Annotated in this window: 21 protein-coding genes; 9 read left to right on the top strand and 12 right to left on the bottom strand. The window is 73.6% G+C overall.

The genetic code is table 11. The features are described 5' to 3' along the window. Position 1: 1 nt before the first annotated feature. Both ABD340_RS35650 and ABD340_RS35645 read right to left on the bottom strand, forming a co-directional pair. The gene (locus ABD340_RS35650; protein WP_344595101.1) at positions 2 to 2,689 is read right to left on the bottom strand and encodes a WD40 repeat domain-containing protein; all 2,688 of its coding nucleotides are present in this window, start codon (positions 2,687 to 2,689) and stop codon (positions 2 to 4) included. Positions 2,690 to 2,727: 38 nt separating this feature from the next. Next, positions 2,728 to 3,261, bottom strand: coding sequence for a hypothetical protein (locus ABD340_RS35645; RefSeq protein ID WP_344595099.1), 534 nt, complete (start codon positions 3,259 to 3,261; stop codon positions 2,728 to 2,730). 152 nt (positions 3,262 to 3,413) lie between these two features. Here ABD340_RS35645 and ABD340_RS35640 point away from each other — a divergent pair, with 152 nt between their 5' ends. Next, entirely contained in the window at positions 3,414 to 4,232 is an 819-nt protein-coding gene (locus ABD340_RS35640; RefSeq protein WP_344595097.1) for a hypothetical protein, read from the top strand. Positions 4,233 to 4,317: 85 nt separating this feature from the next. Further along, positions 4,318 to 5,364 carry an MBL fold metallo-hydrolase gene (locus ABD340_RS35635; RefSeq protein WP_344595095.1) on the top strand — a complete coding sequence of 349 codons (1,047 nt, stop codon included), beginning with the start codon at positions 4,318 to 4,320 and terminating at the stop codon, positions 5,362 to 5,364. Here ABD340_RS35635 and ABD340_RS35630 read toward each other — a convergent pair. Next, positions 5,349 to 5,981 carry a TIGR03086 family metal-binding protein gene (locus ABD340_RS35630; RefSeq protein WP_344595094.1) on the bottom strand — a complete coding sequence of 211 codons (633 nt, stop codon included), beginning with the start codon at positions 5,979 to 5,981 and terminating at the stop codon, positions 5,349 to 5,351. The genes ABD340_RS35635 and ABD340_RS35630 overlap by 16 nt on opposite strands. Positions 5,982 to 6,164: 183 nt before the next feature. On the opposite strand from ABD340_RS35630, the gene ABD340_RS35625 reads away from it, so the two are divergent. Beyond that, the gene (locus tag ABD340_RS35625) at positions 6,165 to 7,142 is read left to right on the top strand and encodes an urease accessory protein UreH domain-containing protein (RefSeq protein WP_344595093.1); all 978 of its coding nucleotides are present in this window, start codon (positions 6,165 to 6,167) and stop codon (positions 7,140 to 7,142) included. A gap of 99 nt (positions 7,143 to 7,241) precedes the next feature. Here ABD340_RS35625 and ABD340_RS35620 read toward each other — a convergent pair whose 3' ends face one another. Continuing rightward, complete coding sequence (locus tag ABD340_RS35620; RefSeq protein ID WP_344595091.1) at positions 7,242 to 7,814, bottom strand: hypothetical protein; 573 nt, start codon at positions 7,812 to 7,814, stop codon at positions 7,242 to 7,244. Between the two features lie 231 nt (positions 7,815 to 8,045). Between ABD340_RS35620 and ABD340_RS35615 the strand changes: the two genes are divergently transcribed. After that, positions 8,046 to 8,675, top strand: a complete 630-nt coding sequence (locus ABD340_RS35615; protein WP_344595089.1) for a pyridoxamine 5'-phosphate oxidase family protein — start codon at positions 8,046 to 8,048, stop codon at positions 8,673 to 8,675. Between the two features lie 9 nt (positions 8,676 to 8,684). On the opposite strand, the gene ABD340_RS35610 is transcribed toward ABD340_RS35615, so the two are convergent. Together ABD340_RS35610 and ABD340_RS35605 are read right to left on the bottom strand one after the other, a co-directional pair. Then, positions 8,685 to 9,449 carry a peptidoglycan DD-metalloendopeptidase family protein gene (locus ABD340_RS35610; RefSeq protein WP_344595088.1) on the bottom strand — a complete coding sequence of 255 codons (765 nt, stop codon included), beginning with the start codon at positions 9,447 to 9,449 and terminating at the stop codon, positions 8,685 to 8,687. A gap of 246 nt (positions 9,450 to 9,695) precedes the next feature. Beyond that, positions 9,696 to 9,902, bottom strand: coding sequence for a DUF5302 domain-containing protein (locus tag ABD340_RS35605; RefSeq protein ID WP_344595086.1), 207 nt, complete (start codon positions 9,900 to 9,902; stop codon positions 9,696 to 9,698). Between the two features lie 150 nt (positions 9,903 to 10,052). On the opposite strand from ABD340_RS35605, the gene ABD340_RS35600 reads away from it, so the two are divergent. Further along, complete coding sequence (locus ABD340_RS35600; protein WP_344595085.1) at positions 10,053 to 11,450, top strand: cytochrome P450 family protein; 1,398 nt, start codon at positions 10,053 to 10,055, stop codon at positions 11,448 to 11,450. Between the two features lie 27 nt (positions 11,451 to 11,477). Here the strand turns inward: ABD340_RS35600 and ABD340_RS35595 are convergent, their stop codons facing one another. Together ABD340_RS35595 and ABD340_RS35590 are read right to left on the bottom strand one after the other, a co-directional pair. Further along, on the bottom strand, positions 11,478 to 11,993 hold the full coding sequence (locus ABD340_RS35595) for a hypothetical protein (RefSeq protein ID WP_344595084.1): 516 nt from the start codon (positions 11,991 to 11,993) through the stop codon (positions 11,478 to 11,480). Positions 11,994 to 12,066: 73 nt separating this feature from the next. Beyond that, positions 12,067 to 12,966 carry an endonuclease/exonuclease/phosphatase family protein gene (locus ABD340_RS35590; protein ID WP_344595083.1) on the bottom strand — a complete coding sequence of 300 codons (900 nt, stop codon included), beginning with the start codon at positions 12,964 to 12,966 and terminating at the stop codon, positions 12,067 to 12,069. 186 nt (positions 12,967 to 13,152) lie between these two features. On the opposite strand from ABD340_RS35590, the gene ABD340_RS35585 reads away from it, so the two are divergent. Further along, complete coding sequence (locus ABD340_RS35585) at positions 13,153 to 13,440, top strand: DUF2795 domain-containing protein (protein ID WP_344595081.1); 288 nt, start codon at positions 13,153 to 13,155, stop codon at positions 13,438 to 13,440. 73 nt (positions 13,441 to 13,513) lie between these two features. Here the strand turns inward: ABD340_RS35585 and ABD340_RS35580 are convergent, their stop codons facing one another. The 3 genes from ABD340_RS35580 to ABD340_RS35570 all read right to left on the bottom strand — a co-directional run bounded on the left by ABD340_RS35580 (position 13,514) and on the right by ABD340_RS35570 (position 17,464). Further along, positions 13,514 to 15,037, bottom strand: a complete 1,524-nt coding sequence (locus tag ABD340_RS35580; protein WP_344595079.1) for an FAD-dependent monooxygenase — start codon at positions 15,035 to 15,037, stop codon at positions 13,514 to 13,516. A gap of 48 nt (positions 15,038 to 15,085) precedes the next feature. After that, positions 15,086 to 16,705 carry a long-chain-fatty-acid--CoA ligase gene (locus tag ABD340_RS35575; protein ID WP_344595078.1) on the bottom strand — a complete coding sequence of 540 codons (1,620 nt, stop codon included), beginning with the start codon at positions 16,703 to 16,705 and terminating at the stop codon, positions 15,086 to 15,088. A gap of 87 nt (positions 16,706 to 16,792) precedes the next feature. Further along, entirely contained in the window at positions 16,793 to 17,464 is a 672-nt protein-coding gene (locus ABD340_RS35570) for a TetR/AcrR family transcriptional regulator (protein ID WP_344595076.1), read from the bottom strand. Positions 17,465 to 17,564: 100 nt separating this feature from the next. On the opposite strand from ABD340_RS35570, the gene ABD340_RS35565 reads away from it, so the two are divergent. Then, positions 17,565 to 18,752, top strand: coding sequence for an FAD-dependent oxidoreductase (locus ABD340_RS35565; protein ID WP_344595074.1), 1,188 nt, complete (start codon positions 17,565 to 17,567; stop codon positions 18,750 to 18,752). Here the strand turns inward: ABD340_RS35565 and murA are convergent, their stop codons facing one another. Then, entirely contained in the window at positions 18,753 to 20,054 is a 1,302-nt protein-coding gene (gene murA / locus ABD340_RS35560; RefSeq protein WP_344595073.1) for a UDP-N-acetylglucosamine 1-carboxyvinyltransferase, read from the bottom strand. A 185-nt stretch (positions 20,055 to 20,239) separates the two neighbouring features. On the opposite strand from murA, the gene ABD340_RS35555 reads away from it, so the two are divergent. Together ABD340_RS35555 and ABD340_RS35550 are read left to right on the top strand one after the other, a co-directional pair. Continuing rightward, on the top strand, positions 20,240 to 21,022 hold the full coding sequence (locus ABD340_RS35555; protein WP_344595071.1) for an IclR family transcriptional regulator: 783 nt from the start codon (positions 20,240 to 20,242) through the stop codon (positions 21,020 to 21,022). Next, a complete protein-coding gene (locus ABD340_RS35550; protein ID WP_344595070.1) occupies positions 21,019 to 22,209 on the top strand; it encodes an MFS transporter in 1,191 nt (396 codons plus the stop codon). The genes ABD340_RS35555 and ABD340_RS35550 overlap by 4 nt, the downstream gene beginning before the upstream one ends. Positions 22,210 to 22,614: the final 405 nt, after the last annotated feature.

Genomic DNA, 22,614 nt, shown 5'->3' with positions numbered 1-22,614 from the left:
CTCACCAGGTCTCGGCGTCGATTCCCGTCGTGACGATCCGCAGCGCGCTGAAAGCCGCGTACGGACGGTCGCTGGACATGATGCCGCCGGGCGACGGCATGGGCACTCCCGGGAGCAGGTCGAGGATCGCGCTGATGTGGCCGTACACCGCCGCGTGCAGGATGAGGCCGACCGTGGGGCTCTTGCGCTTGGCCGGCGGTGTACGGGCGAGCTTCTCGTACCCCTGGGCGAGCGCCTCGGCGCCGGGCCCCAAAGGCTCCTGAATCGCGAGGTTGTTGCGCTCCGCCCACTCGTGCATCAGCCGGGTCTGGCCGTGCCGCCTGAGCAGTTCCACGACCCGCCAATCGCCGAACCAGTTCCGGGCAGGGCCCAGGATCCTCTCGGCGAGATCGGGCCTGCCCTTGCGCAGCGCGTAGCCGACGAAGGGAACGCCGACGACGTGGCCGGGGTCTCCGGTCCCCTCGTCCAGCAGGGCCTGCGCCTCGTCCTCCCGCCCGCACTCCAGCAGCGCCCACACCACCGGGAGACGATGGTCCCATGAGCACTCGCTCTTCCGGAGGGCAGCGCGCGCCCGCTCGAACCACGGATCGGCTCGCTCGTCATCGCCCAGCGCCGCGTACGCTCCGCCCACCGCCGCCGCCACCCGCGCGGGCTCACCCCAGATGCGCCCGATGTCCGCCGCGTACCGGGAGATGAGCGAGCGTGCGTCGTCGGGCAGTCCCGCCGATCCCGCGAGCAGCAGCGCGGCCTCGGCCGCCAGGCGCGCCCGGCGGTGCTCCGGGCATGCCTCGATGAGCCGGTTCGCTCCCTCCGGCTCGCCGCGCCGCGCCCGGATGAGGGCCGCCTCGTGGAGCACCTCGCCAGACCAGGGATTGCGGTCGTTGGCGTATTCGACGACCGCCTGCAAAAACGCTTGGAAGAGGTCGTCCACGGTGGCGGTGTTCGGCGGCGGCCACGCCTGAGGGCCCGGCTCCGGCAACGTACGGTCGTGGAAAGGGTCCAGGAACTCCCCCAGCAACTCGTCCTGCAGCGAGTCGGCCATCCGCTCGGCGGCGGACGCGTCGGGGACGACCTCGAGTTCGCCCCAGTGGACGGGCCAGGCGTAGCGCCGGTCGACCGACCAGGCGAGCGCCGCGGCCAGCTCGTCGTCCCGCCCGGAGGGGGCGATCACGAGACCGGGCGGAAAGGCGACCGCCCACGTCTCGTCGTCCAGCGCGAAGGTGGGGTTGGGCTCCGGCTCCATGGAGTAGCCGAACTCCTCACCGAGGTCCTCGCCCTCCAGTTCCAGCGGCCGCGGCGCCCGCGCCTGCCGCAGCAGCGTGAAGTCGCCGATCACTTCGCCGGTGTCGGCGCGCAGGAAGCGCAGCGCCTTCGTGCCCAGCGCCACGAGCACGCCGTCCGCGCCCCAGAGCACCCCCGACGCCTTCTCGGGCGCGTCGAAGGCGCGCAGCCTTTCTCCGCGCTCGCGGCCCAGCGACCAGATCTCGATCCGGCCCTCCGCAGTGAGGCACGCGGCGCGGTCGCCGTCGGGCTCCCAGGCCCAGGACCGCACGTCCAGGTCGTACGCAGGGAGCCGCACCGCCAGGTCGAGGTCGTAGAGATGCTCTCCGGTACGGTCCACGATCCCGACGCGCGGACGGTCGGAGTCCCCGCTCTCGGGGACGACGACGGCGAGCCTCGCCCCCCAGGACATGTAGAGATACTGGAACGACACATCCCGGTATCCGGTCAGCTCGGCCACCGGGCGGCCGGTCAGCGCGTCCGCGATGATCAGTCGCCGGTCCGCGTGGTAGGCGACCACGGTCTCGTCCCGGCTCCATTCCGCGGACGGCCACCTGGAATTCCAAGCGCCCTCGGCGAGCCAGGCGACCCGGCCCGACGCGACGTCGATCGAGCAGACTTGCCCGTCGTGCAGGTTCCCGTACAGCCGCGCCCCGTCCCGCGACCAGACGGGCCGGGTGAGGACGAACCCGTTCCCCTCTTCGTCCTCATCTTCCTCGCCGCCGTCTTCTTCGTCCTGCACCGGGATCGGCTCCGCGTCCCCCCGCTGCACACGTCCGTCGGCCAGCGACACGATGGAGGCGGCGGTCGGGGAGTCCTCGTCCACGACGTAGGCGCGCAGGCCGTCGGGCGAAAGGGCGAACGGGTCCGGGCGGCCCGAGTAGGTGAGGCGGACGGTCGCGATCGGCTCGACGTCGTCGCCGAACGGATCCCACACGCCCACGTTGCTGGACATGTAGACCACGGCCAGCCGGGTCTCGTCGGCGGACCATTCCAGCGTCTCGCCGTAGCCGGGCCAGCCGATCCCGCCCACGATCCCGTCGATGACGTTGACGCATCGCCCGGTGGTCACCTCCCAGATCTGCAGGGTGGCGCCGGCCTCGTAGTCGTCCCCGCCGAAGTCGCCGACCGCCAGGTAGCGGCCGGACGGGCTGAGCGCCTGCGCGGTGACCTCGACCCGGTGCACGTCGGGATGGCGCAGCAGGGCGCCGCGTTCCAGGATCCGCCCGGTCGCGTACCGGTGCGCGGCGGTGACGCCGTGGGCGCGTTCCAGCCCGGCGAGCGCGGCACGCAGCGGTTCCAGGTCGCGTCCGGGGTCGAACGCGGACCAGTCCGCCGCCCGCAGTGCCTCCTCGAACGCCTCCGGTCCGGCCCCGGGATCGGGCACGGCGATATCGATGATCTTCATGGCCGGCGATCGTAAGGCGGATCACCGACGTTCCGGGGCTACTCCTTGAACACCGGGTACGGGCCGGCCGCCAGCGCCTCCGGGGCGGCCTCCGCCGTATCCGGTAAGCCGAGCAGGGACAGCAGTTCCTCGAACATGCCGTCCACCTGGCTGCGTGAGGGCGCCCGCAGGAACTCCGCTATCGGCGCGGCGGCCACCGTGTGCCGCGCGGCGGAGGCCCAGCGCGCCACGCACGCCGCCACCTCCTCGACCGGCCGCTGGTCGGCGCCCGGCCCGGCGGGCAGCACCGCCCGCCAGTACCCGCCGGCGCCGCTGAAGCCCTCCACCGCGGCCCGCCCGGTGTCCAGGACCGAGCCCAGCAGCGCCGGGGCGTTGGTCTCGGCGGCGATGTCGACCAGCAGCGTCACGCTGTCGGCGATGGCGGCGCCCGCGTCCAGGTCGCAGATCTGCCAGCCGTCGGCCCGCGGTCGGTTCCCGGCGACCGCCGGGAGGAACGACCTGAGGACGTACAGGTCGGAAAGCGGCCGGTCGTTTCTGCCTACAACGAGATAGCCGTCCACGCCGTCGGACATCTCCGGAGGCCCTCCTTGTCCTTTGGTTACGACAGCGCCAACGGCACCCGAAATGTCACACTGGTCGCTCGTGAACCGCCGCCGCACGGCTGTTGCAGCAGGGCAGGGGCCTGGACGCGCTGCGCGTGCCCGGATCCGGGTAGAGATCGGGCGTGGACTTCGACGGCGCCGCGGACGAGCTCTACGGGGTCGTCCCCGGCGAGTTCATGGAGACCCGCAAGCGCCTCGTCCAGGAGGCCAGGTCGGCGGGTGACGGCGCGCTGGCCAAGCGGATCGGCTCGTTGCGCCGTCCGACGCTGTCGGCGTGGGCGGTCGACCTCCTGTCCCGGTCGGCCGGGGACGAGCTGGACCAATTGCTGGACGTCGGGGCCCGGCTGCGCGAGGCCTGGTCGTCGGGCGGCGGCATCGGGGGCCTGGAGCAGCGGCGCGGCGAGCTGGTGGGGCGGCTGGTGCGCCGGGCTCGGGCACTCGCCGAGGAGGCCGGCCAGCCGCTGCGCGATCCAGCCGTCCGGGAGGTCGAGGACACCCTGCAGGCCGCCGCCGTGGACGCGGAGGTGGCGGAGGAGGTCGCCCGGGGACGGCTCGCGCAGCCGCGCAGCCACACCGGGTTCGTCCCGGCCGGGTTCCCGCTCTCGCCGGACCGCCCCGCGCCCGCCGAACCTGTTCCGGCGGCTCCCGAAGAGGCCGGGGAGCGGGCCGAGCGGGAGAAGGCCCACCGGGCGGCGCTGCGGAAGGCCGAGCAGACCGACCGCGACCTCGCCGACCGCGAGGCGGAGACGGCCGAGGCGCGCGCGGACATGGAGTCGGCGGACGCGGACGTGGGCCGGCTGCGCCGCGAGCTCGACCGGGCGATCTCGCGCCAGGAGGCCGCGGCGCGGCGTCTGGAGAAGGCCGAACGCAGGCGCGGCAAGGCGGCGGACGCGGCCGAGAAGGCCCATCGGAGGGCCCGCGAGACGGCCCCGCCGGGCTGATCGTCACGGACCCGGTGTACATAGCGGAAACATTCATCAAGTACCGTTCGGCCCGAACCTGATTCTAAAAATGGAGGGGGCAGGCGTGGCGGTACCGGCCTTGGAGCAACCGCCGGACTGGACCGAGCCGGGGGCCCACCCGGTGGCACCCGGCGTTCACCGGATCCCGCTGGAGCTGCCGATCCCGTCCTTGCACTCGGTCAACGTCTACGTGATCGAGGACCCGGACGGCCTGGTCGTGATCGACTCCGGCTGGGCGATGCCCGACAGCCGGGCGGCCCTGTCCAGGGCGCTGCGCACGCTGGGCCACCGGCTGGAGGACGTGGCCCAGTTCATCGTGACGCACGCGCACTGGGACCACTACTCGCAGGCGCTGGCGCTGCGCGAGTCGTTCGGGGCCCGGGTCAGCATCGGGCGCGGCGAGCGTCCCTCGATCGAGTCCATCGCCGCGGCCCGCGGCGAGCACCACACCGGGCAGGCCGCGCTGCTGCGCGCGTCCGGTGCCCCCGACCTGGCCGCCGAAGTGCTGGCGCTGGAGCGCGCCAAGCGCGCCGAGCGTGCCGAGACGCTGCCCGACACCACGCCCGACGGCTGGCTGGACGACGGGGAGCGGATCGCGCTGACCCGCCGGGGCCTGGACGTGTTCGCCACGCCCGGCCACACCCGCGGCCACATCGTGCTCCGCGACGCCGCCGCCGGGCTGCTGTTCGCCGGCGACCACGTGCTGCCGCACATCTCCCCCTCGATCGGGCTGGAGCCCGAGCCCGAGCCCAAGCCGCTGCGCAGCTACCTGGAGTCGCTCCGGCTGGTGCGCGGCATGCCCGACACGCTGCTGCTGCCCGCGCACGGCCCCGTCACCGCCAGCGTGCACACGCGGATCGACGAGCTGATCGAGCACCACGAGGCCCGGCTGGAGGCCGCCGCGGCGCAGGTCCGCGCCGGGGCTTCGACGGCCTTCGAGGTGGCTCGCGCGCTGCCGTGGACCCGGCGCCAGACCAAGCTGGACGACCTGGACGTCTTCAGCCGTATGGTGGCCACCCTGGAGATCGGCGCCCATCTGGACGTGCTGGTCGACCAGGGGATCCTGGTCGACCACGAAAGCGACGGCGTGCGGAACTACACACCGGCCTGACCGGGCCGGCCGGGGGCGCGGCCGAGGAAGGCCACCAGCCGGTCGCCGGGCGGCGCCCCGTCCGGCACCTCCACCGGTGGCCCGAACAGCCCCTCGCGGGCGTGTTCGGGCACCAGCAGGGGCGCCAGCCGCAGCAGCCGCCCGGCGAGGTCGGCGGGGATCGCGGCCTCGGCGCCCACGGCGCGGCCCGCGTCCCAGGCGTGCACGACCAGTTCGACCGCTCCGGTGCCGGCCACGACCCCGGCCCGCATCGGGCAGCCCGCGACCATGACGGTCCGGCCATCGCGGTCGGCGTCGGCCCAGGTTCGCCGCAGCCGCAGCGCCCGCGTCCGCAGCGACCCCATCAGCTCGCCGGGGGCCGCCGATGGGGCGTCGCCAGGAGGCTCCAGCCGGATCTCCCCCGTGGTCACGGCCTCGTTGAGCGCCGCCAGCGAGTCGTCGAGGTGCGCGAGCAGCATCCACAGGTCCCAGCCTTCGCAGGGAGTCGGGCGCAGCAGGTCCGCCACGGTGAACGGCGGCAGCGTGCCGAAGGTCTCCAGCGCGAAGCCCACCGCCCTGCGTAAGAGCCGCGAACCGTACCGCTGCAGTGCCGCCATGTCCTCAGCCGATGCCGTCATGGAGGTTCTCCCTTCGCCCGTACCGACCGTGGAGGCGGGGCGAAGTCATCGCGTCACGGCATCCGAAGAATTTCGGTCCCGCATCATGAACTGGGTCCGCGGGCATGACATGTATGGCGTCTGAGCAACCCCCGAAACGGAAAGAAACCCCCACGGGAGTGGGCGACGAGAGCGGGGACCCTGGTGGATGACGCCGCCGTGCTCTTCCTCACGGGCGCCGGGACCGGGCTGCTGGCCGGTGGCGGCTCGTGCGCGGCGGTCCAGCTGGGGCTGCTGACCGGGGCGGTCCGGGACGCGCCGCGTCCGGCCGCTCCGGTGGCGGCCTTCCTCGCCGCCAAACTGGCCGCGCACACCGCGCTGGGCGCGCTGCTCGGGATCGCGGGCGCGGCCGTCCAGCCGGGGCCGCGGGTACGGGCCGCGCTGATGCTGGCGGCCGCGGCCGTGCTGCTGGTCTTCGCGCTCGACCTGCTCGGTTTCCCGCCCGCGCGGCGGCTGCTCGGGCGGTTCGGGCAGGCGGACGGCGAGCACTGCGCGCCCGCGCCCGGAGCCCGGCGGTTGCGCCGTCCGGCGGTGCTGGGCGCGGCGACCGTCCTGCTGCCCTGCGGGGTGACGCTCTCGGCCGAGCTGCTGGCCGTCACCTCGCGGTCCGCGGTCGCCGGAGCCGCGGTGATGGCGGGCTTCGTCCTGGGCACGGCCCCGGTCTCGGGGCTGCTCGGCATGGGTCTCGGACGCGGCATGGCCGTGCTGCGCGGGCGGCTCACCGTCCTGGTCGGCGCGGCCCTGGTCGCGGTCGCCGGGTGGACGGTCATGTCGGGCCTGCGGCTCGGCGGCTGGCTGCCGGAGACGGGCGGCGCGGCCACGGCCGCCACCCGCAACGTCACGACCGACGCGACCGGCGCCCAGGTCATCACCATCGGCGCCGCGGATCGCGGCTACCAGCCCGCGCTCGTCACCGCCCGGTCCGGGGTGCGCACGGTCCTGGTCGTGCGGACGCACGGCAACCGCGGCTGCACCCGCGCTTTCACGATCCCGTCCCGGCGCCTGGAGCGGATGCTGCCCGAGACCGGCGCGACCCGCATCGACCTCGGCACGCCCGGGCCGGGCCGGCTCCGCTTCACCTGCGCCGCCGGCCACTACCCGGGCACCGTCACGTTCCGCTAGCGCGCGGCGATCCGGCGGCGCGGTCGTCTATGGGGTCGAGTCGATGGACGCCGCCGCGGCGTTCCGCGCCTGACCGCCCGGCGCCCCGCCACCTGACGCTCAGCCGTTCCACGCCCCCGGCCCGGCCTGCCCGGTCCGGGGGCTCTTCTCGCGCCCCGGCCGCGACGCGGCCGGGGCGGCGGGGATGACGCAGAGGGGCGCCTGCGTCGCCTCCAGCAACGCGCCGGCGGCGGACCTGAGCCGTGGGCGGTCGAGCGGGGAGGCGACCAGTTCCGGCGCGGCCGGGTAGCTGGTGCGGGTGCCGACGATGGACGCGGACGGGAACGCCAGCAGGCGCTCCGGGCCGTCCGGCTCGTCGCGGCACAGGTAGACGTCCACGTCGAGGGCGGTCTCCCGGGGCACGGCGCTCCCGTCGCCGGCCCGCTCGGTGACGGCGCCGGCGGGCGCGCCGCGGACCAGCGGGAAGCCCTTCTCGTAGCGGCCGTCGGGGCGGGGCTCCAGCAGCCACCGCGCGAACGCGGCCAGGTGGGCGGCGCCGTCGACCAGTGCGGTGCGGCCGCCGGGCAGGCTCTCGAACCACCAGCCGTCGTCGTCGCGGCCCAGGGCGAGGTGCCGCTCCTGGCCGTCGTCGCTCCAGGCGTACCGGAACACCGGCTTCACGACCCCGCTCATGGCGTCCTCCCCCGTCAATGCCGCCGTGCGTGCCGTTCCCACGCGGACTCAGACGATTCACGCCCGCCGCGCGTTCCTCCGAAAAGATTAAGCGTCGTGGCGAGAAAAGTTGTCGATCGCCGTGATCGTCTACCGGCGCCCGCCGCCCCGCGGTACGAGTCGGCGGCCGACGCGATCACCGCGCCGTGCACGGCGCGGTAATCTGGCGGTTCCCGAGCGCCGGAGGTCGCGGTGTCGCAGGAGTTCACTGAGATCACGTCGGAGACCGAGCTGCAGGAGCTGCTCGGCACGCCCATGCCCAGGGCCGTCACCAAGGAGCGGAGGCGCCTGCACGACCGGGACCGCGAATGGCTGGCCCGCTCGCCGTTCTGCCTCGTCGCCACCAGCTCCGCCGAGGGCGACTGCGACGTCTCCCCCAAAGGCGACCCGCCCGGGTTCACGCTGGTGCTGGACGACACCACGATCGCGCTCCCCGAGCGTCCCGGGAACCGGCGCGCCGACGGGTTCCGCAACATCCTGTCCAACCCGCGCGTCGGGCTGATCTACCTGGTCCCCGGGCGCGGCGAGACGCTGCGCGTCAACGGGCGGGCGCGGCTCGTCCGGGAGGCGCCCTTCTTCGACCGGATGGTCGTCAAGGGGCACCGCCCGCGACTGGCCCTGGTCGTGGAGATCGAGCAGATCTTCTTCCACTGCGCCAAGGCGTTCCTGCGCTCGGCGCTCTGGAAGCCGGAGAGCTGGGAGCCGGACGCGCTGCCGTCGCTGGCCCGGATCGTCAAGGACGTCCAGCGGGTCGAGGAGACCGTGGAAGAGTTGGAGAGCTACTACGGCGCCCAGTACGCCGCAAGGCTCTACACGGGCTGACCCGTCCCGTCAGCAGGCGGGGACGATCGGCTCGTCGGAGCCGGTGTAGAGGTAGACGTCGGCCAGGTAACCGGAGCCGGTCCTGTTCCAGAGGTCGCTCGTCCCGTACGTGCCGGTCACCCTGCTGCCGCGCACGTGGCAGGTGAGGAACACGGTGCCGTTGTCGGGCACCGACCCGAGCCCGGAGGCGGTGGAATTCGGCCCGGACCGCACGGTCAGCGCGGCCCCGGCCGTGTTGACCGTGGCGGCCTTGCCGGAGCAGGTGTTGCGGCTGGTGTAGTCGGCCGTCCCCCAGTAGCGGATCTCGGTGCCGTTGAACTTGATCCGGACGGCGGCGCCGTTGGAGCGCTGCTCGAAATGCAGGTGCGGGCCGGTCGAGCCGCCGGTGGTGCCGAGCGTGCCGATTTGCCGCCCGGCCGACACCTTCTGGCCGACCGTGACGAACTCTCCGGACAGGTGCGCGTACCGGGTCCGCCACCCGCCGCCGTGGTCGATCTCGATCCAGAGGCCGTAGCTGGTGCTGCCGCGGTTCTCCACCAGCGCCACGGTGCCCGCGGCCGACGCGGTCACCGCGTCCCCGTCGTCGCCGGAGCGGTTGAAGTCGACCGCGTTGGCGGGGCTGTGCCCGGTACGGGTCTGCCCGGACCAGACCTGCTTGCAGGGAAACGGCAGCTGGAACGCGGGGGCGGCGGCGGCCGGTGCCGCCGGAAGCACGGCCACCAGGGGCGATGCGGCAACGGTGGCGGCGAGGGCGGCGGGGAGGGGGAGCTTCATGTTTCTCCGTTCGGCGGCGGGGAGCGCGGGGAGCTGAATGCCGATCTCGGGAAGTTTGGAACGAGGATGATCGGCGGGATTCCCGGCGGCAAGACGGAATTGTTGACCAAAGGAAGGCGCGCGTTTCGGCCGTCCTGCAGCGCCCGCAGGTCACGCCCCGCGGCCCGTCCCCGTCCGCGCGAAGACGCGAACGACCCCCGCGCACAGGTCGCGGGGGTCGTTCGCCTGTACCGGCGGGTGTTGTGCTCAGCCGCTCTTGCGGCGGAACTGGCGCTGCTGGCCGGCGCGGTCGTGCGTCCCCCGCACCTTGGAGGATTTGCCGGCGCCGCCGGCGCCCTTGTCCTTGGACGCGCCGCGCTTGCGTTCCAGGGCCTCCCGGAATCTGCGCTTCACCTCGTCCTCGGCGCCCTCTTGCCCGCCGGCGCCGTCACGTTCTCCGGCCGAGTCGGTCATGCTGGCCTCCGCTCTCCTTGGGACACTCCTAGACTCGCACGCCCGAGCCGGGGATGCGGACGCGCGCCGGGCGCACCCCGGGCACGATCTCTTGTGAGATTGCACCATTGTGCGATCACGCCCGGTCCCGCTCTTCTACAGTGCTGGTCGATGAACGCCTCAAAGCCGGACGAATCACACCCGCCCCTGGAGTCGATCGCCGCCGAGCCCCTGCTCACGACCGACTATGAGAAGCGGCCGGCGGCGCTCTACGAGCGCCTGCGGTCCCAGTACGGCCCGGTCGCCCCCGTCGAGGTGTACGGCCTGCCCGTCTGGCTGGTCATCGGCTATCCGCAGGTGCTGGAGGTCATGCGCGACCCGCGCGGGATCTGGAGCAAGCGGCTCAGTTCCTGGCGCGCCTACGGCGAGGGGCGCGTCCCGGCCGACTGGCCGATGCTGCCGATCTACACCTCGGACAACTCGGTGCTGCGCGACGGCGCCGAGCTGAACCGGTTGCGCAGCGCGTGGAGCATGGGCCTGCGGCCGTTCCAGGATCGCACCCGGCCGCAGGCCAAGGAGCTGGAACGAGCCGTCGCCCGGTACGCCGACGACCTGATCACGCTGATCGGGGAGGGCGGCCCCACCGGGCGGGCCGATCTGTCGGTGCAGTACGCCCGGCCGCTGCCACTGGTGATCGTCAACCGGCTGCTGGGGTTCGACACCGCGCAGGGCGACGAGCTGATCCGGGACATGTGGCAGGTGCTGGACTCGGGTCCGGACGCGGCGGCGGCCTTGGCGCGGGTCACGGGCGCGGTGGCCGAGGTCTGCGCGGCCAGGATGGCGGCGCCCGCCGACGACCTGCCCTCGCACATGCTGGCGGCGGTGCCCGATCTGACCGTGGAGGAGCTGGCCCGCGAGCTGACGATGGTGATCGCGCTGCTCGGCGACCATACCGCCACCCTGATCGGCACCACCGCCGTCGAGGTGATCGGCGGGCACGACCGGATGCGGGAGAGCCTGTCGGCCGGGATGCTCACCGAGGTGGTCAACCGGGCGGCGATCGCGGGCCCGCCGATGGCCGGCACCACCCTCCGCTGGCCGAGGACCGACGTGCGGATGGGCCGGTTCCTGATCGCGGCGGGCGATCCGGTGATGCTGTCCCCGGCCGCCGCGCACACCGACCCGGCGTTCGCCGGCGGCGTCGATCCGGACGCGATCTACAGCTCCCGGGCGCATCTGGCCTGGGGCGCGGGCGCGCACGCGTGCCTGGGCCGGGAGCTGGCCGGCACCGTCGTCACCATCGCGGTCGACCGGCTGTTCAAGCGGTTCTCCGGGCTGCGGCTGGCGGCTGCGCCGGAAGAGCTGGGCTGGCAGGCCTCGCCGCTGTCGCGGTCGCTGCGGTCGCTGCCGGTGTTCTACGAGATGGCCCCCGACGACGGCGCGCGGCGGCCGGTCGGCCCGCCGCCCGAGCAGGTCGGAGGAGCGGACGGGCCCGAGCAGGGTCCGGGACGGCCCGCCGCGGAACTGTCGCTCGTGCAGCGCGTGCTGCGCGCGTTCCGCAGGGGCTGAGCCGGTTCCGCAGGGGCTAGGGGGTGTTCAGCCGCTGGTGTGGTACCGGCGGAGCCCGGCCAGCGTCCGGGTGACGTCCTCGTCCTCGGGCAGCCCGTACTCCTCGACGAACTCCAGGAAGTGGTCGCGCATCGGATTCCGGGCCGCCTCGGCGAACGCGACGGTCTCCCGCGCGCCCGCCGAGAACAGCAGCTCGCGCGGCAGGCCGAGCATCGTGTCGAAGCTGGTGGTCTTGGCCTCCCAGAGCGGCCACACGTGCTCGGCGCGGCGATGCTCGGCCACCAGCAGCGCCGCCATGCCCATGCTGTGGCCGAACCCCCAGGCATGCCGATGCCAGAGCGTCTCCTGCTCCAGCAGGTAGAGCGGGAGGCCCGGATCGTGCCGGGCCGGCGGGCCGTCCTCGCACAGCAGTGCCTCCAGGACGGCGCGCCGGTCGGACGCGGCCGTGTCGTAAGGCAGGCCCTCCTCGTCGGTGCCGCCGTCGTAGGCGAGCAGCACACGGCGCTCGGGGTCCTCCCGCCACCAGTCCGGCTCCGGGACCATCCCGCTCCCTGTCTTACTCGAAGGTCTGGCCGAAACGTCCGGCCGGAACCTCCGGCCGGACCGCGTTACGCGCTCACGCGTTCTTCCCGATCGTGACGTGCGCGACCACAGGGTAGTGGTCGGACGGGTAGAGGCCGTCCTTCTGGTACGGGTCGATCTCGGTCCAGCCGGTCCGCACGTCGCCCCGCGTCAGGATCCAGTCGATGCGGTCGCCGCCGGGGACCGGGGGCTTCCAGCCGCCGAAGGTGTTGTACGCCGGACCGCGCTTGTCGGCCGTCTTCCACGTGTCGACGAAGGCGTCCTGGCCGGTCAGCACGCTGTACGGCTGCGTCTTCTCGGCGGCGGCGTTGAAGTCGCCGGTCATCACCACCGGGGTCCCGGCCTCGAAGCCGCGCACCCGCTGCAGGATCAGTTCGGCGCTCTTCACCCGCGCGTTCTCCGACTGGTGATCGAAGTGGGTGTTGACGTGGTAGAAGGCCGTGCCGGTGCGGCGGTCGCGGAACTTCGCCCAGGTGACCATCCGGGTGATGTTGTTGCCCCAGGTCTTGGAGCCGATGACGTTCGGGGTGTCGGACAGCCAGAAGTGGTCGAAGTCCAGCACCTCGAAACGGTCCTTGCGGTAGAAGATCGCGGAGAACTCGTCGCGGGTGCCGCCCTGGCGGCCCATGCCGATCCAGTCGTGCTCGGGCAGCGCGCCGTCCAGGTCGCGCATCTGCTGCCACAGGGCCTCCTGGACGCCCAGCAGGTCGGGCTGGTGCTTGCGCAGCACGTTCTTCATGAGCGGCAACCGGGACGGCCAGTCCTTGGGCGGCGCGTCGGCGTTCAACCGGACGTTGTAGGACATCACGCGCACCTTGGCGTCTCCGGCGAAGGCCGCGGGGGCGGCGATCATGCCGGTCACCAGGACCGCCAGGGCGATGAGCAGATGGGGCAGCCGGCGGGGCAGGCCGAGCCGATCGGCAAGGGGGGACATGTCGATCCCTTCACAAGATCTTCGATGACCGCCCCACGCTGACGGCCGCACATGGCGGCCCGGCGGCTTCCCGCCGAACGTCCCCGATCGGCTGCGCGACGTGCGGTGGACGCCGCGCTCTCCTGGTCACGACCTCGTTTATCCCGCGCCGCCCGGGAACGACCCAGCGGGAAAGGGGGAATGAACATGCAGCAGGACAGGAGCGACGAGGAGGGCGCCCCAGCTGGCGTCCGCCGGCAGGGCTCGCCCCCGGGCATGAGCCCGCGGGACGTCGAGGAGCGCAGCGCCCTGGCCCGGTCCCTCACCGGCGTGCGGTATCCGGCCCGGCCCGGCCGGCTGGTCGAGCACGCCTCAGTGAGCGACGCGCCGGAGACGGCGATCTCGGCGCTGGAGAGCCTGCCGGACCGGCCGTACGAGAACCTCGCCGACGTGGCCGAGGAGCTCGGTTACGGCCGCGAGCAGCGCCGCTTCTGAACGCGCGGCCCGGCGGCCCGGGCGGGGCGGCGCCGCGGCGCCGCCCGGTCCCGGGCCAGGGGCGCGGCCGGTGTCACGCCCTCCGTTCGTGCTGCGGGAACTCGGTGGGCGCCCCGCACCAGCGGGTCAGCGCCTCCCGGATGGCGGCGGCCCGCCGGTCGGGCGCGGTCTCGTCCGTGGCCCAGGCGATGTAGCCGTCCGGCCGGACCAGGACGGTGGTGCGGGTCGCGCCGCCCGCCAGCGCGCAATGCACCCGGTCGGCCCACCGCTTGGTCGCCAGGTAGGTCACGGCCGGGTCGTTGGCCGCCACGACCAGCACGAACCGGCCGTCCCGCAGCGCCTCGTACAGCCGCCTGCGGGTGCCGGCCAGCCGCACGTCGGGGGCGCGTCTGCCGGTGAGCCGGTGCGCGCCCGGCGGCGCCGGATAGGAGACGTCGATGCCCGAGATCGCCCCGGTCACCCGCCGTTCGAATGGCCCGATCCGGGTCGCGGTCCACGCGATCAGGTACCGGGCGGCGCGCAGCACGCGCGATTCCACCAGCACGCCGCGCAGGATGGCGCCGCTCTCGCGCAGCACCGCCTGGCCGACCGGGTGGCGCTCCTCCTGGTAGCTGTCCAGCAGCCCGCGCGGCGCCCATCCGTGCAGCTCGGCGACCAGCTTCCAGCTCAGGTTGGCGGCGTCCTGCAAGCCGGTGTTCATGCCCAGCCCGCCCGCCGGGGAGTGGATGTGGGCCGCGTCGCCCGCCAGGAAGACCCGTCCCACCCGGTAGCGCGGGACCTGCCGCTCGTCGCTGTGGAACCGGGACGTCCAGCGCGGGTCGTGCATCCCGAAGTCGGTGCCGAGGGCGCGCCGGGTGACCTCTCGGATCTCCTCCATGCTGGCCGGCTCGGAGTCGGGGAGCTGGTGCCGCCGGTTCCAGGCGATCACCCGGTACCAGCCGTCGCCGAACGGCACCACGAACGCGAACGCGTCGCCGGACGCGTTCGCGGTCAGCACCTCGGTGGGCGCCTCGGTCAGCCGCACGTCGGCCAGCATCAGCGAACGCACCACCGAGCGGCCCGGGAACGGCAGCCCCAGCTCGCGCCGGACGGTGCTGCGCGCCCCGTCGGCGCCGACGAGGTAGCGCGCGGTCAGGGTGTGCTCGGTGCCGTCGGCGCGCCTGACCCGGGCCTCGACGCCGCCGGCGTCCTGCCGCAGCCCGGCCAGCTCGATGCCCCAGGCGATCCGCGCCCCCGCGTCCAGGGCCCGTTCCTCCAGCACCCGTTCGGTCTCGTACTGGGGGGTGATCAGCGCGAACGGGAAGCGGCCGGGCAGCCGGTCCAAGCGGAGCCGGGCACCGCCGAGGAACTGCAGCGTGGCGATCCGCTCGCCGGTGCGGACCAGCTCGCCCGCCACCCCGCGCGCGTCGAATTGTTCCAGCGTGCGGGCGTGCACCGCGAACGCGCGGGTCAGGTTCAGCTCGGCGGTACGGCGCTCCAGCACCGTGCAGGGGACGCCGGAGGCCGCGAGGTCCCCGGCGAGCAGCAGTCCAGTGGGGCCCGCGCCGACGACGAGCACGTCGGCGGGCGCCATGTCGCTCTCGCTCTTGACGGCCATGGTCGGGACCCTTCCCACCACGCCGCGTTTCGCACCTTCCGCCGGGGGTCAGCCCTGGACGCCGCGCTGCCCCGCGGGCCACTCCTTCGCACGCAGCTGGAACTTCTGGATCTTGCCGGTGGAGGTCTTCGGCAGTTCCGGCACGAACTCGATCACGTCGGGGACCTTGAACCGCGCCAGCCGGGCGCGGACGTGGCCGGCCAGCTCCTCCATCTCCACCGCGGCGCCTTCGCGCAGCACCACGAACGCCTTGGGCCGCTCGCCCCAGCGCTCGTCCGGCACGGCGACGACGGCCACCTCCTGCACGGCCGGGTGGGAGTCCAGCGCGCTCTCCACCTCGACAGTGGAGATGTTCTCGCCGCCGGAGATGATGATGTCCTTGGCTCGGTCGCGCAGTTCCACGTACCCGTCGGGATGCCGGACGCCCAGGTCGCCGGAGTGGAACCAGCCGCCGCGGAAGGCGTCCGCGGTGGCCGCGGCGTCGTCGTGGTACCCGGCCATGACGTTGTTGCCGCGCATCACGATCTCGCCGAGCGTCTCGCCGTCGGCGGGCACGTCGGCCATCGTCTCGTCGACCACCCGCAGCCCGTCGGTCTGGAGCATGCCCACGCCCTGCCGGGCCAGCAGCCGCGCCCGCTCCGCCGCGTCCAGGCCGGGCCAGCCGGGCTGCGGTTCGCACACCGAATACGGCCCGTAGGTCTCGGTCAGCCCGTACACGTGCACCAGCCGCGCCCCCAGTTCCTCCATCCGCCCGATGACCGTGGGGCTGGGCGGCGCCGCGGCGGTCGTGACGACCAGCGGCCGGGGCGGCGGATGCGCCGCCGGCGAGTCGGCGATCATCCGCAGGACGGTCGGCGCGCCGTTGAGGTGGGTGACGCCCTCCTGGTCGATCAGCCGCCAGATCCGGTCCGGCTCGACCGCGCGCAGGCACACCTGGGTGCCGCCGATCGCCGCCAGCGCCCATCCGGTGCACCAGCCGTTGCAGTGGAACATCGGCAGCGTCCACAGGTAGACGCTGTCGGGCGTGTGCCGGGAGTGCACGAGCTCGCCGAGCGCGTTGAGGTACGCGCCGCGGTGGGTGTAGACGACGCCCTTGGGACGGCCGGTGGTCCCGGAGGTGTAGTTGATCGAGATCGGCGCGTTCTCGTCGGCGACGGTCCAGGGAAGCGGGTCGTCGGCGCCGCGTTCCAGCAGGTCCTCGTAGGAGATGCCGCCGACCGAGGGGTCGGGCGCGGCGCCGGACTCCGGGTCGGTGACGGTGACGATGTGGCCGGCCGTCGCCGGTCCCCCGCCGGCGGACGGCGCGACGGCGGGATGCAGGGCCGCGTCCACGACCAGGACCTTCGCCCCCGAGTGGTCGCAGATGTAGCGGACCTCCTCGGGGACGAGCCGGGTGTTGATCGCGACCAGCACCGCGCCGGCCAGCGGCACGGCGAACTGCGCGACCAGCGACTCGGGGACGTTCGGCGCCAGGTAGGCCACCCGGTCGCCGGGGCCGACGCCGAGGGAGCGCAGGGCGTGCGCGAGACGGGTGGCGTGCGCGGCGAACTCGGCGTAGGTGGCGCGCCGCTCGCCGTAGGCGACGGCGGTCTTGCCGGGGAACACCTCCGCCGACCGTTCCAGGAACGACAGGGGACTCAGCGGCGTGTACGCCGGGCCGATGTCCACGGTGACCTCCAGTGCCCTCAGGCGGTAGCGGGGCGCGCGCTCTCAGACCTTCCCCCGAGACCGCCGTTCACAACGCGTGACGGACGCTCAGCCGGACGGCGGTCCGGCCAGGCCGTGCAGCAGGAGGCGGGTGAGCATCTCGACGATCTCCTCGTCGGCCACGCCCGGCCCGTGCTCGCCCGCGGTGAGGACGGCGTACCCGAACATCGAGATCATCGCGCCCATCGCGGCGGCGACCAGGGCCGGATCGCCGGGCAGCGGGTGGCCGCGCTCGCGGGAGTACTCCAGGTGGTCGCGGATGTCGGCGGTCTCCTGGACCAGGGCCTGCCAGGTCCGCCCGGAACCGGGATCGTCGGCCATGACCGACTGCATCCGCGCGACCACCACCGGGAGATGGTCGCGGTGGACGTTCCAGGCCACCGCGAGGTGGTCGCGGAGCTGGTCGCGGTCGGTGAGGTCGTGCTCGCGGGGGTGGCCGGTGCGCCGCTCGTCCGCACGGTCGTGGGCCCCGATCTCCTCGTCGGCCTGGGCGCCCATGTCGGCCATCAGCGCATGAAGGAGCTCCTCCTTGCCGGCGAAGTGGTCGTAGAACGAGCCGGTGGCGCGGCCGGCCTCGGCCGTGATGTCGGTGATCTTGGTGTTGAGGTAGCCGCGCTCCATGAACAGCCGCCGCGCCGCCGCCTTCAGCGCCTCCCGCGTCTCGGCCGCCCGCGCCTTGCGGATCCCCGCCTTCGGGGCGCTCGCCTTCCGTTGGGCCACCCGTCCTCCGCCCTCGCTTGACGCTCGTTCGCCGCCACATCATACTGAACCCCAATTCGCCGAATATAGATTCGGTGAATCGAAATTCAGGGAGGATGCCATGCGGGTGATCGTGGCGGGCGGCGGCGTGGCCGGGGCGGCGAGCGCCATCGCGTTCCGGCGGATCGGCGCCGAGGTGACGGTGTACGAGGCCCACGCCGACCCGGCCGGACCGGTCGGCTCGTTCGTCAGCCTCGCGGCCAACGGGCTGCGCGGGCTGGCGGCGCTGGACTGCCTCGACCGGGTGCGCGACGCCGGCTTCGAAGTGCCGCGCCAGCGCCTGTGGGCCGGATCGGGCAAACTGCTGGGCGACCTGCCGCGCGGCCGGCTGTCGGACGACCCCATGCACAGCGTCACCCTGTGGCGCGGCCGGCTGGTCGGAGAACTGCGCGAGGAGGCCGTACGGCTCGGCACGCGCCTCGTCACAGGCGAGCGCCTGGCCGGGGCGGAGACCGTGCCCGGCGGCGTGCGGGCGGCGTTCGAAAGCGGGCACACCGCCGAGGCCGACCTTCTGGTCGGAGCCGACGGGATCTGGTCGGCGTCCCGCCGGATCCTCGACCCGGCGGCACCCGAGCCCGCCTACGGCGGCTACTTCAGCATCTCTGGCGTGGCCTCGGGCGCGGGCCTCGTCCCGGGAACGGTCGCCCCCGGGACGTTCAATATGGTCTTCGCACGCGCCGGCGCGTTCGTCTCGATCCCCGCCCCGGACGGAACCGTGTGGTGGACCGCGCAGGTGACCGCGCCGGAACGGCCCGCCCCCGGCTCGATCACCCTGGACGCCCTCGCCGACCTCTACCGGCACGAGGAGCACCCGTCGGCCGTCCTGCGCGCCGCGACCGAGACGCACCGGCCCACACCGCACCACGTCCTGGAGGCGGTACGGGTGTGGCGGGACGACCGCACCGTGCTGGTCGGCGACGCCGTCCACCCGGTCGGCGCCGGGCAGGGCGCGTCGATGGCGATCGAGGACGCCGTCGTCCTGGCGCACGCCGTCGCCGCCGAGCCGGCGGTGGAGGCCGCGCTCGCGCGCTACGAGCGCGACCGGTGCGCCAGGACCGCCAAACTCGTCAAGATGGCCAGGACGAACCGCGACGCCAAGACCGCCGGGCCGGTGGGCCGCCGCGTCCAGAGCGTCGTCATGCCGCTGGCCCTCCGGGTCTTCTACGAGCGGTCGACCGCGTGGCTCTACGACCACGACCTCGCGCCGCTCCCGCAGGGCCCGTCCGGGGACGGGTGGCGGGCGGCCTGATCAGCGGGCGGTCAGGGTCAGGCCCAGGTTCTGGAACTGCTCGACCGGGCGGTGGTAGCCGCGCTCGATGTGGTGGACGCCGCGCAGCGTGGACGGCCCCTCGGCCACCGCGGCGGCCAGAACCGCCGAGAACCCGGCCCGGATGTCGGGCATGGTCACATCGCCGCCGCGCAGCTTGGACACACCGCGCACCACGGCCGAGTGCAGGGCGCTGGTGTCGTGGTAGCGGCAGGCCGGGCCGCCCAGGCAGGTGTCATAGACCTCGATCTCCGCGCCCATGCTCTTGAGCGCCGGAACGTAGGCCAGCCGGTTCTCATAGACGGTCTCGTGCAGCACCGACATGCCGTCGGCCTGCGTGAACAGCACCATCAGCGGGGTCTGCCAGTCGGTGGCGAACCCGGGGTGGGTGTCGGTCTGCACGGCGGCGGGCCGCAGCCCCCGCGGCGCCGACGCCATGATCCAGTCGTCGGTGATCTCGAACCGGGCGCCCATCCGGGCCAGCGTGGTGATCGCGGTGACCAGCCGGTCCTGCGGGCAGCCGTGGACGCGCACCTCGCCCCGGGTGACCAGCCCGGCCACCAGGTAGGAGAACGCCTCGATCCGGTCGCCGGCCAGGGTGGTCTCGGCGCCGTGCAGCCGGTCGACGCCCTCGACCACGATCCGGCGCTCCGGGCTGAAGGAGATCCCGGCGCCCATCCGCTGCAGGAACAGCGCCAGCTCCACGATCTCCGGCTCGGTCGCCGCGTTCCGGATCACCGTCTTGCCCTCGGCCAGCACCGCGGCGAGCAGCACCGTCTCGGTGGCGCCGACGCTGGGATAGGGCAGCTCGATCCGGGTGCCGCGCAGCCGGGAGGCGCGGGCGTGGATGCCGTCGGCGGCGATCTCCACCTCGGCGCCGAGCGCGCGCAGTGCGTCCACGTGGAAGTCGACCGGTCGGCGGCCGATCGGGTCGCCGCCGACCAGCGGCACGAACGCCTCGCCCGCCCGGTGCAGCAGCGGCCCCAGCATCAGGATCGGAATCCGGTTCAGCCCGGTGAACGCCTTGGGCACGTTGGGCTCGGCCACCGGACCGGTGGTGATCGTGAGCCGGTCGCCCGAGCGCTCCACGCCCATGCCCAGATGCTCCAGCATCGCCGTGGTGATCCCCACCTCGCCGACGTCGGGCGCGTTGCGGATGGTGCTCGGCGCGTCCCCGAGCATCGCGGCCACCATGTGCTTGCTCACGGCGTTCTTGGCCCCGCGGACGGTGACGTCGCCGCGCAGCGGCCCGGACGGCTCGATCTCCCACACCTTTTCGCTCACCCCCGCAGCCTACGGGGGCACATGGGCATGAGCGCGTAAGGGCGCGGCCATGCGTGTCCCTCTCTGCGGAACGACAGGCGGTGCCGGTTTCCACCCAGACTCGGCAGGACCGTAGTTTGGGAGTGAATTTCCGAGTTCGTCCCGTATTGCGGGACAAGCTCCCTCGACGCCCGTCGGAGGGTCGCGTGAGCGTTCACCGGGACTACACCATCGAGTCATTGGACACCGGGCTACGGCTCATGCGGCTCTTCCTCACCCACGACCGCCTGACCGTGACCGGCGCCGCACACGAGCTCCGGGTCGCCCGCTCCACCGCCCACCGCGTCCTCAGCACACTGGTCGCGCGCGGCTTCGCCATCCGCGACGTGTCGGGCCGAGGCTACGCCGCCGGGCCCGAACTGGTCCGGATCGGCCGCCCCGCGGGCTTCGACGCCGCGACCCGCACCAGGCTCCGGCCCGTCCTGGACGACGCCGCGCGCCGGACCGGGGAGACCGTCCAGACCGTCGCGCTGCTCGGCGACCAGATCGTCATCACCGACGGCCGGGAGTCCTGGAACCCGGTCCGGGTCATGCTCGAGGTCGGCCGGACCCATCTGGCGCACTCCACCTCAGGCGGCAAGCTGCTGCTCTCGCGGCTCACCACCGAGCAGGTCCGCGCGCTCTACCCGGACGAGCGGCTGCCCGCCGTCACGGCCGACACGATCACCTCCCGGGCCGCGCTGCTGGACGAGCTGGACGCCGTCCGCGCCCGGGGTTACGCGACCAGCCTCGGCGAATCGCACCCCGGGATGCACGCCGCCGCCGTGCCGCTCGCCGGATCGAGCTGGCGCGACCGGCTGGCCCTGATGTCATGCGTGCCGCTCGACCGGGGCGGCCGGGACGCCCTGGCCCGGCTCGCCGGGAACCTGCTCCGCTCCGCCGCCGCCGGCGGGCACACAGTGACGGCGCACGGAAACGGGGAGGCATGACCGGCCGGTGGGAGCGCCGCCACTTCCACGGCATCGGCTACGTATTGATCATCTTGCTGGTCGGCGCCAACATGCCCAGCCCGCTGTACGGGACCTACCGCGCGGAGTTCGGCTTCTCGCCGCTCGTGCAGACGCTCGTCTTCGCCGTGTACGCGGCGGCGCTCGTCCCGGCACTCCTGGTGTTCGGGCCGCTGTCGGACACCGCCGGCCGCCGTCCCGTACTCGCCCTCGCCCTGCTCTTCGGCGCCGCCGGAGCGGTGCTGATGGCCTGCGCCGACTCGACCGCCTGGCTGTTCGCCGGACGCGTCGCGCAGGGCCTGTCGGTCGGCGCCTGCTCGGCGGCGGGAGCGGCGGCCCTGGTCGAGCACGAGCCGCACGGCGACCACCGCAGGGCGGGGATCGCCGCCTCCGCCGCGACCGCCGGCGGAGCGGCGCTCGGCCCGCTGTTCGCGGGCGTCGTGGCCGAGTCCCGGCCCGGCGGGCTGGTCCTCCCCTACCTCCTCTACCTGGGCGCGCTGCTGCCCGCCGGCGCCGCCCTCGCCCTGCTGCCCGTCCGGCGGGAACCGGGCGCGCGGGACCGCCTCCGGATCCGGCCGCCGCGCGTGCCCCGTCCCGCGCGGGCCGTCTTCGCGTCGGCCGTGGCCACGACGGCGGCGGGCTGGGGCGCCGTCGGCCTGTTCCAGGCCGTCGTCCCGTCCTGGATCACCGGCCTGCTCGGCGCCGGGAACCTGCTCGTCGGCGCGGCCGCCGCGTGCCTGGTCATGCTGGCCTCGACCACCACGCAACTGCTCGCCCGGGGCGCGCCGCACCGGGCCGCCCAGCGGGCCGGGCTGGCGTTCCTGCTCGCGGGCATGATCGGGCTGCCCGCGGTCGCCCTGGTGGAGTCGATCCCCCTGCTCCTCCTCATCACGGCCGTCGTGGGCTGCGGGCACGGGCTGACCTTCTCCGGCGGAATACAGGAGATCAACGCGCTCGTCGCCGGGGCGGCCCCGGACGCCCGCGGCGCGGTGCTGGCCGCCTTCTACACCATCTCCTACGCGGGACTCGTCCTGCCGAGCGTCGGCGCCGGGCTGCTGATCACCTACCAGGGCATGACCGCGGCCGTGAACGAGTTCTCGCTCGCGGCCGGCCTGATGTGCGCCCTGATCCTGGCCCTCAACCTCCGCCTGGAACGTTCCCTCCCGTGAGCCGGACCAGCGGCGGGCTCACTACGATCGCGCGCTCGACGAACGGCACCAACCCCCTCCGCCATCCCGGCCACCGCCCCGGACAGCAACTGCTCGGCCATGCCCATCACACGGCAGAAGACGTCCCGGGTGGGAGTCGCCACATTGGTTTACCAATACGGGGAGGAACCGCCCGCTTTCTGGACGTCGACAGATTGGTTCGACCTTTCAGGTCGGCTACCGACGGCGCTCCCAAGGTGGCGTCGGCCCACGAACCACCTCGCCCCGCGAAACCGGGGCTTCTAGGGGCAGCGGTCTACTCCCCATATTGGCGCGTCCAGGAGAGTGCAGTTCTTGTCGTCAAATGAGTAAGGCCCCGCCAGTTTCCTGGCGGGGCCTTAAACCCTAATATAAGTCCGGCGGCGT

It is taken from the genome of Actinomadura vinacea (assembly GCF_039532545.1).
Taxonomy (GTDB): domain Bacteria; phylum Actinomycetota; class Actinomycetes; order Streptosporangiales; family Streptosporangiaceae; genus Spirillospora; species Spirillospora vinacea.
The sequence above is the reverse complement of the archived record's forward strand: the minus strand, read 5'-3'. Positions and strand labels throughout refer to the sequence as shown.

Coding starts and splice junctions, on each gene's coding strand:
- ABD340_RS35585 (WP_344595081.1), top strand. CDS start 13,153: ATGCAGCAGGACAGGAGCGACGAGGAGGGCGCCCCAGCTGGCGTCCGC.
- ABD340_RS35645 (WP_344595099.1), bottom strand. CDS start 3,261: ATGTCCGACGGCGTGGACGGCTATCTCGTTGTAGGCAGAAACGACCGG.
- ABD340_RS35590 (WP_344595083.1), bottom strand. CDS start 12,966: ATGTCCCCCCTTGCCGATCGGCTCGGCCTGCCCCGCCGGCTGCCCCAT.
- ABD340_RS35595 (WP_344595084.1), bottom strand. CDS start 11,993: ATGGTCCCGGAGCCGGACTGGTGGCGGGAGGACCCCGAGCGCCGTGTG.
- ABD340_RS35620 (WP_344595091.1), bottom strand. CDS start 7,814: ATGAGCGGGGTCGTGAAGCCGGTGTTCCGGTACGCCTGGAGCGACGAC.
- ABD340_RS35550 (WP_344595070.1), top strand. CDS start 21,019: ATGACCGGCCGGTGGGAGCGCCGCCACTTCCACGGCATCGGCTACGTA.
- ABD340_RS35580 (WP_344595079.1), bottom strand. CDS start 15,037: ATGGCCGTCAAGAGCGAGAGCGACATGGCGCCCGCCGACGTGCTCGTC.
- ABD340_RS35600 (WP_344595085.1), top strand. CDS start 10,053: ATGAACGCCTCAAAGCCGGACGAATCACACCCGCCCCTGGAGTCGATC.
- ABD340_RS35630 (WP_344595094.1), bottom strand. CDS start 5,981: ATGACGGCATCGGCTGAGGACATGGCGGCACTGCAGCGGTACGGTTCG.
- ABD340_RS35650 (WP_344595101.1), bottom strand. CDS start 2,689: ATGAAGATCATCGATATCGCCGTGCCCGATCCCGGGGCCGGACCGGAG.
- ABD340_RS35605 (WP_344595086.1), bottom strand. CDS start 9,902: ATGACCGACTCGGCCGGAGAACGTGACGGCGCCGGCGGGCAAGAGGGC.
- ABD340_RS35610 (WP_344595088.1), bottom strand. CDS start 9,449: ATGAAGCTCCCCCTCCCCGCCGCCCTCGCCGCCACCGTTGCCGCATCG.
- ABD340_RS35565 (WP_344595074.1), top strand. CDS start 17,565: ATGCGGGTGATCGTGGCGGGCGGCGGCGTGGCCGGGGCGGCGAGCGCC.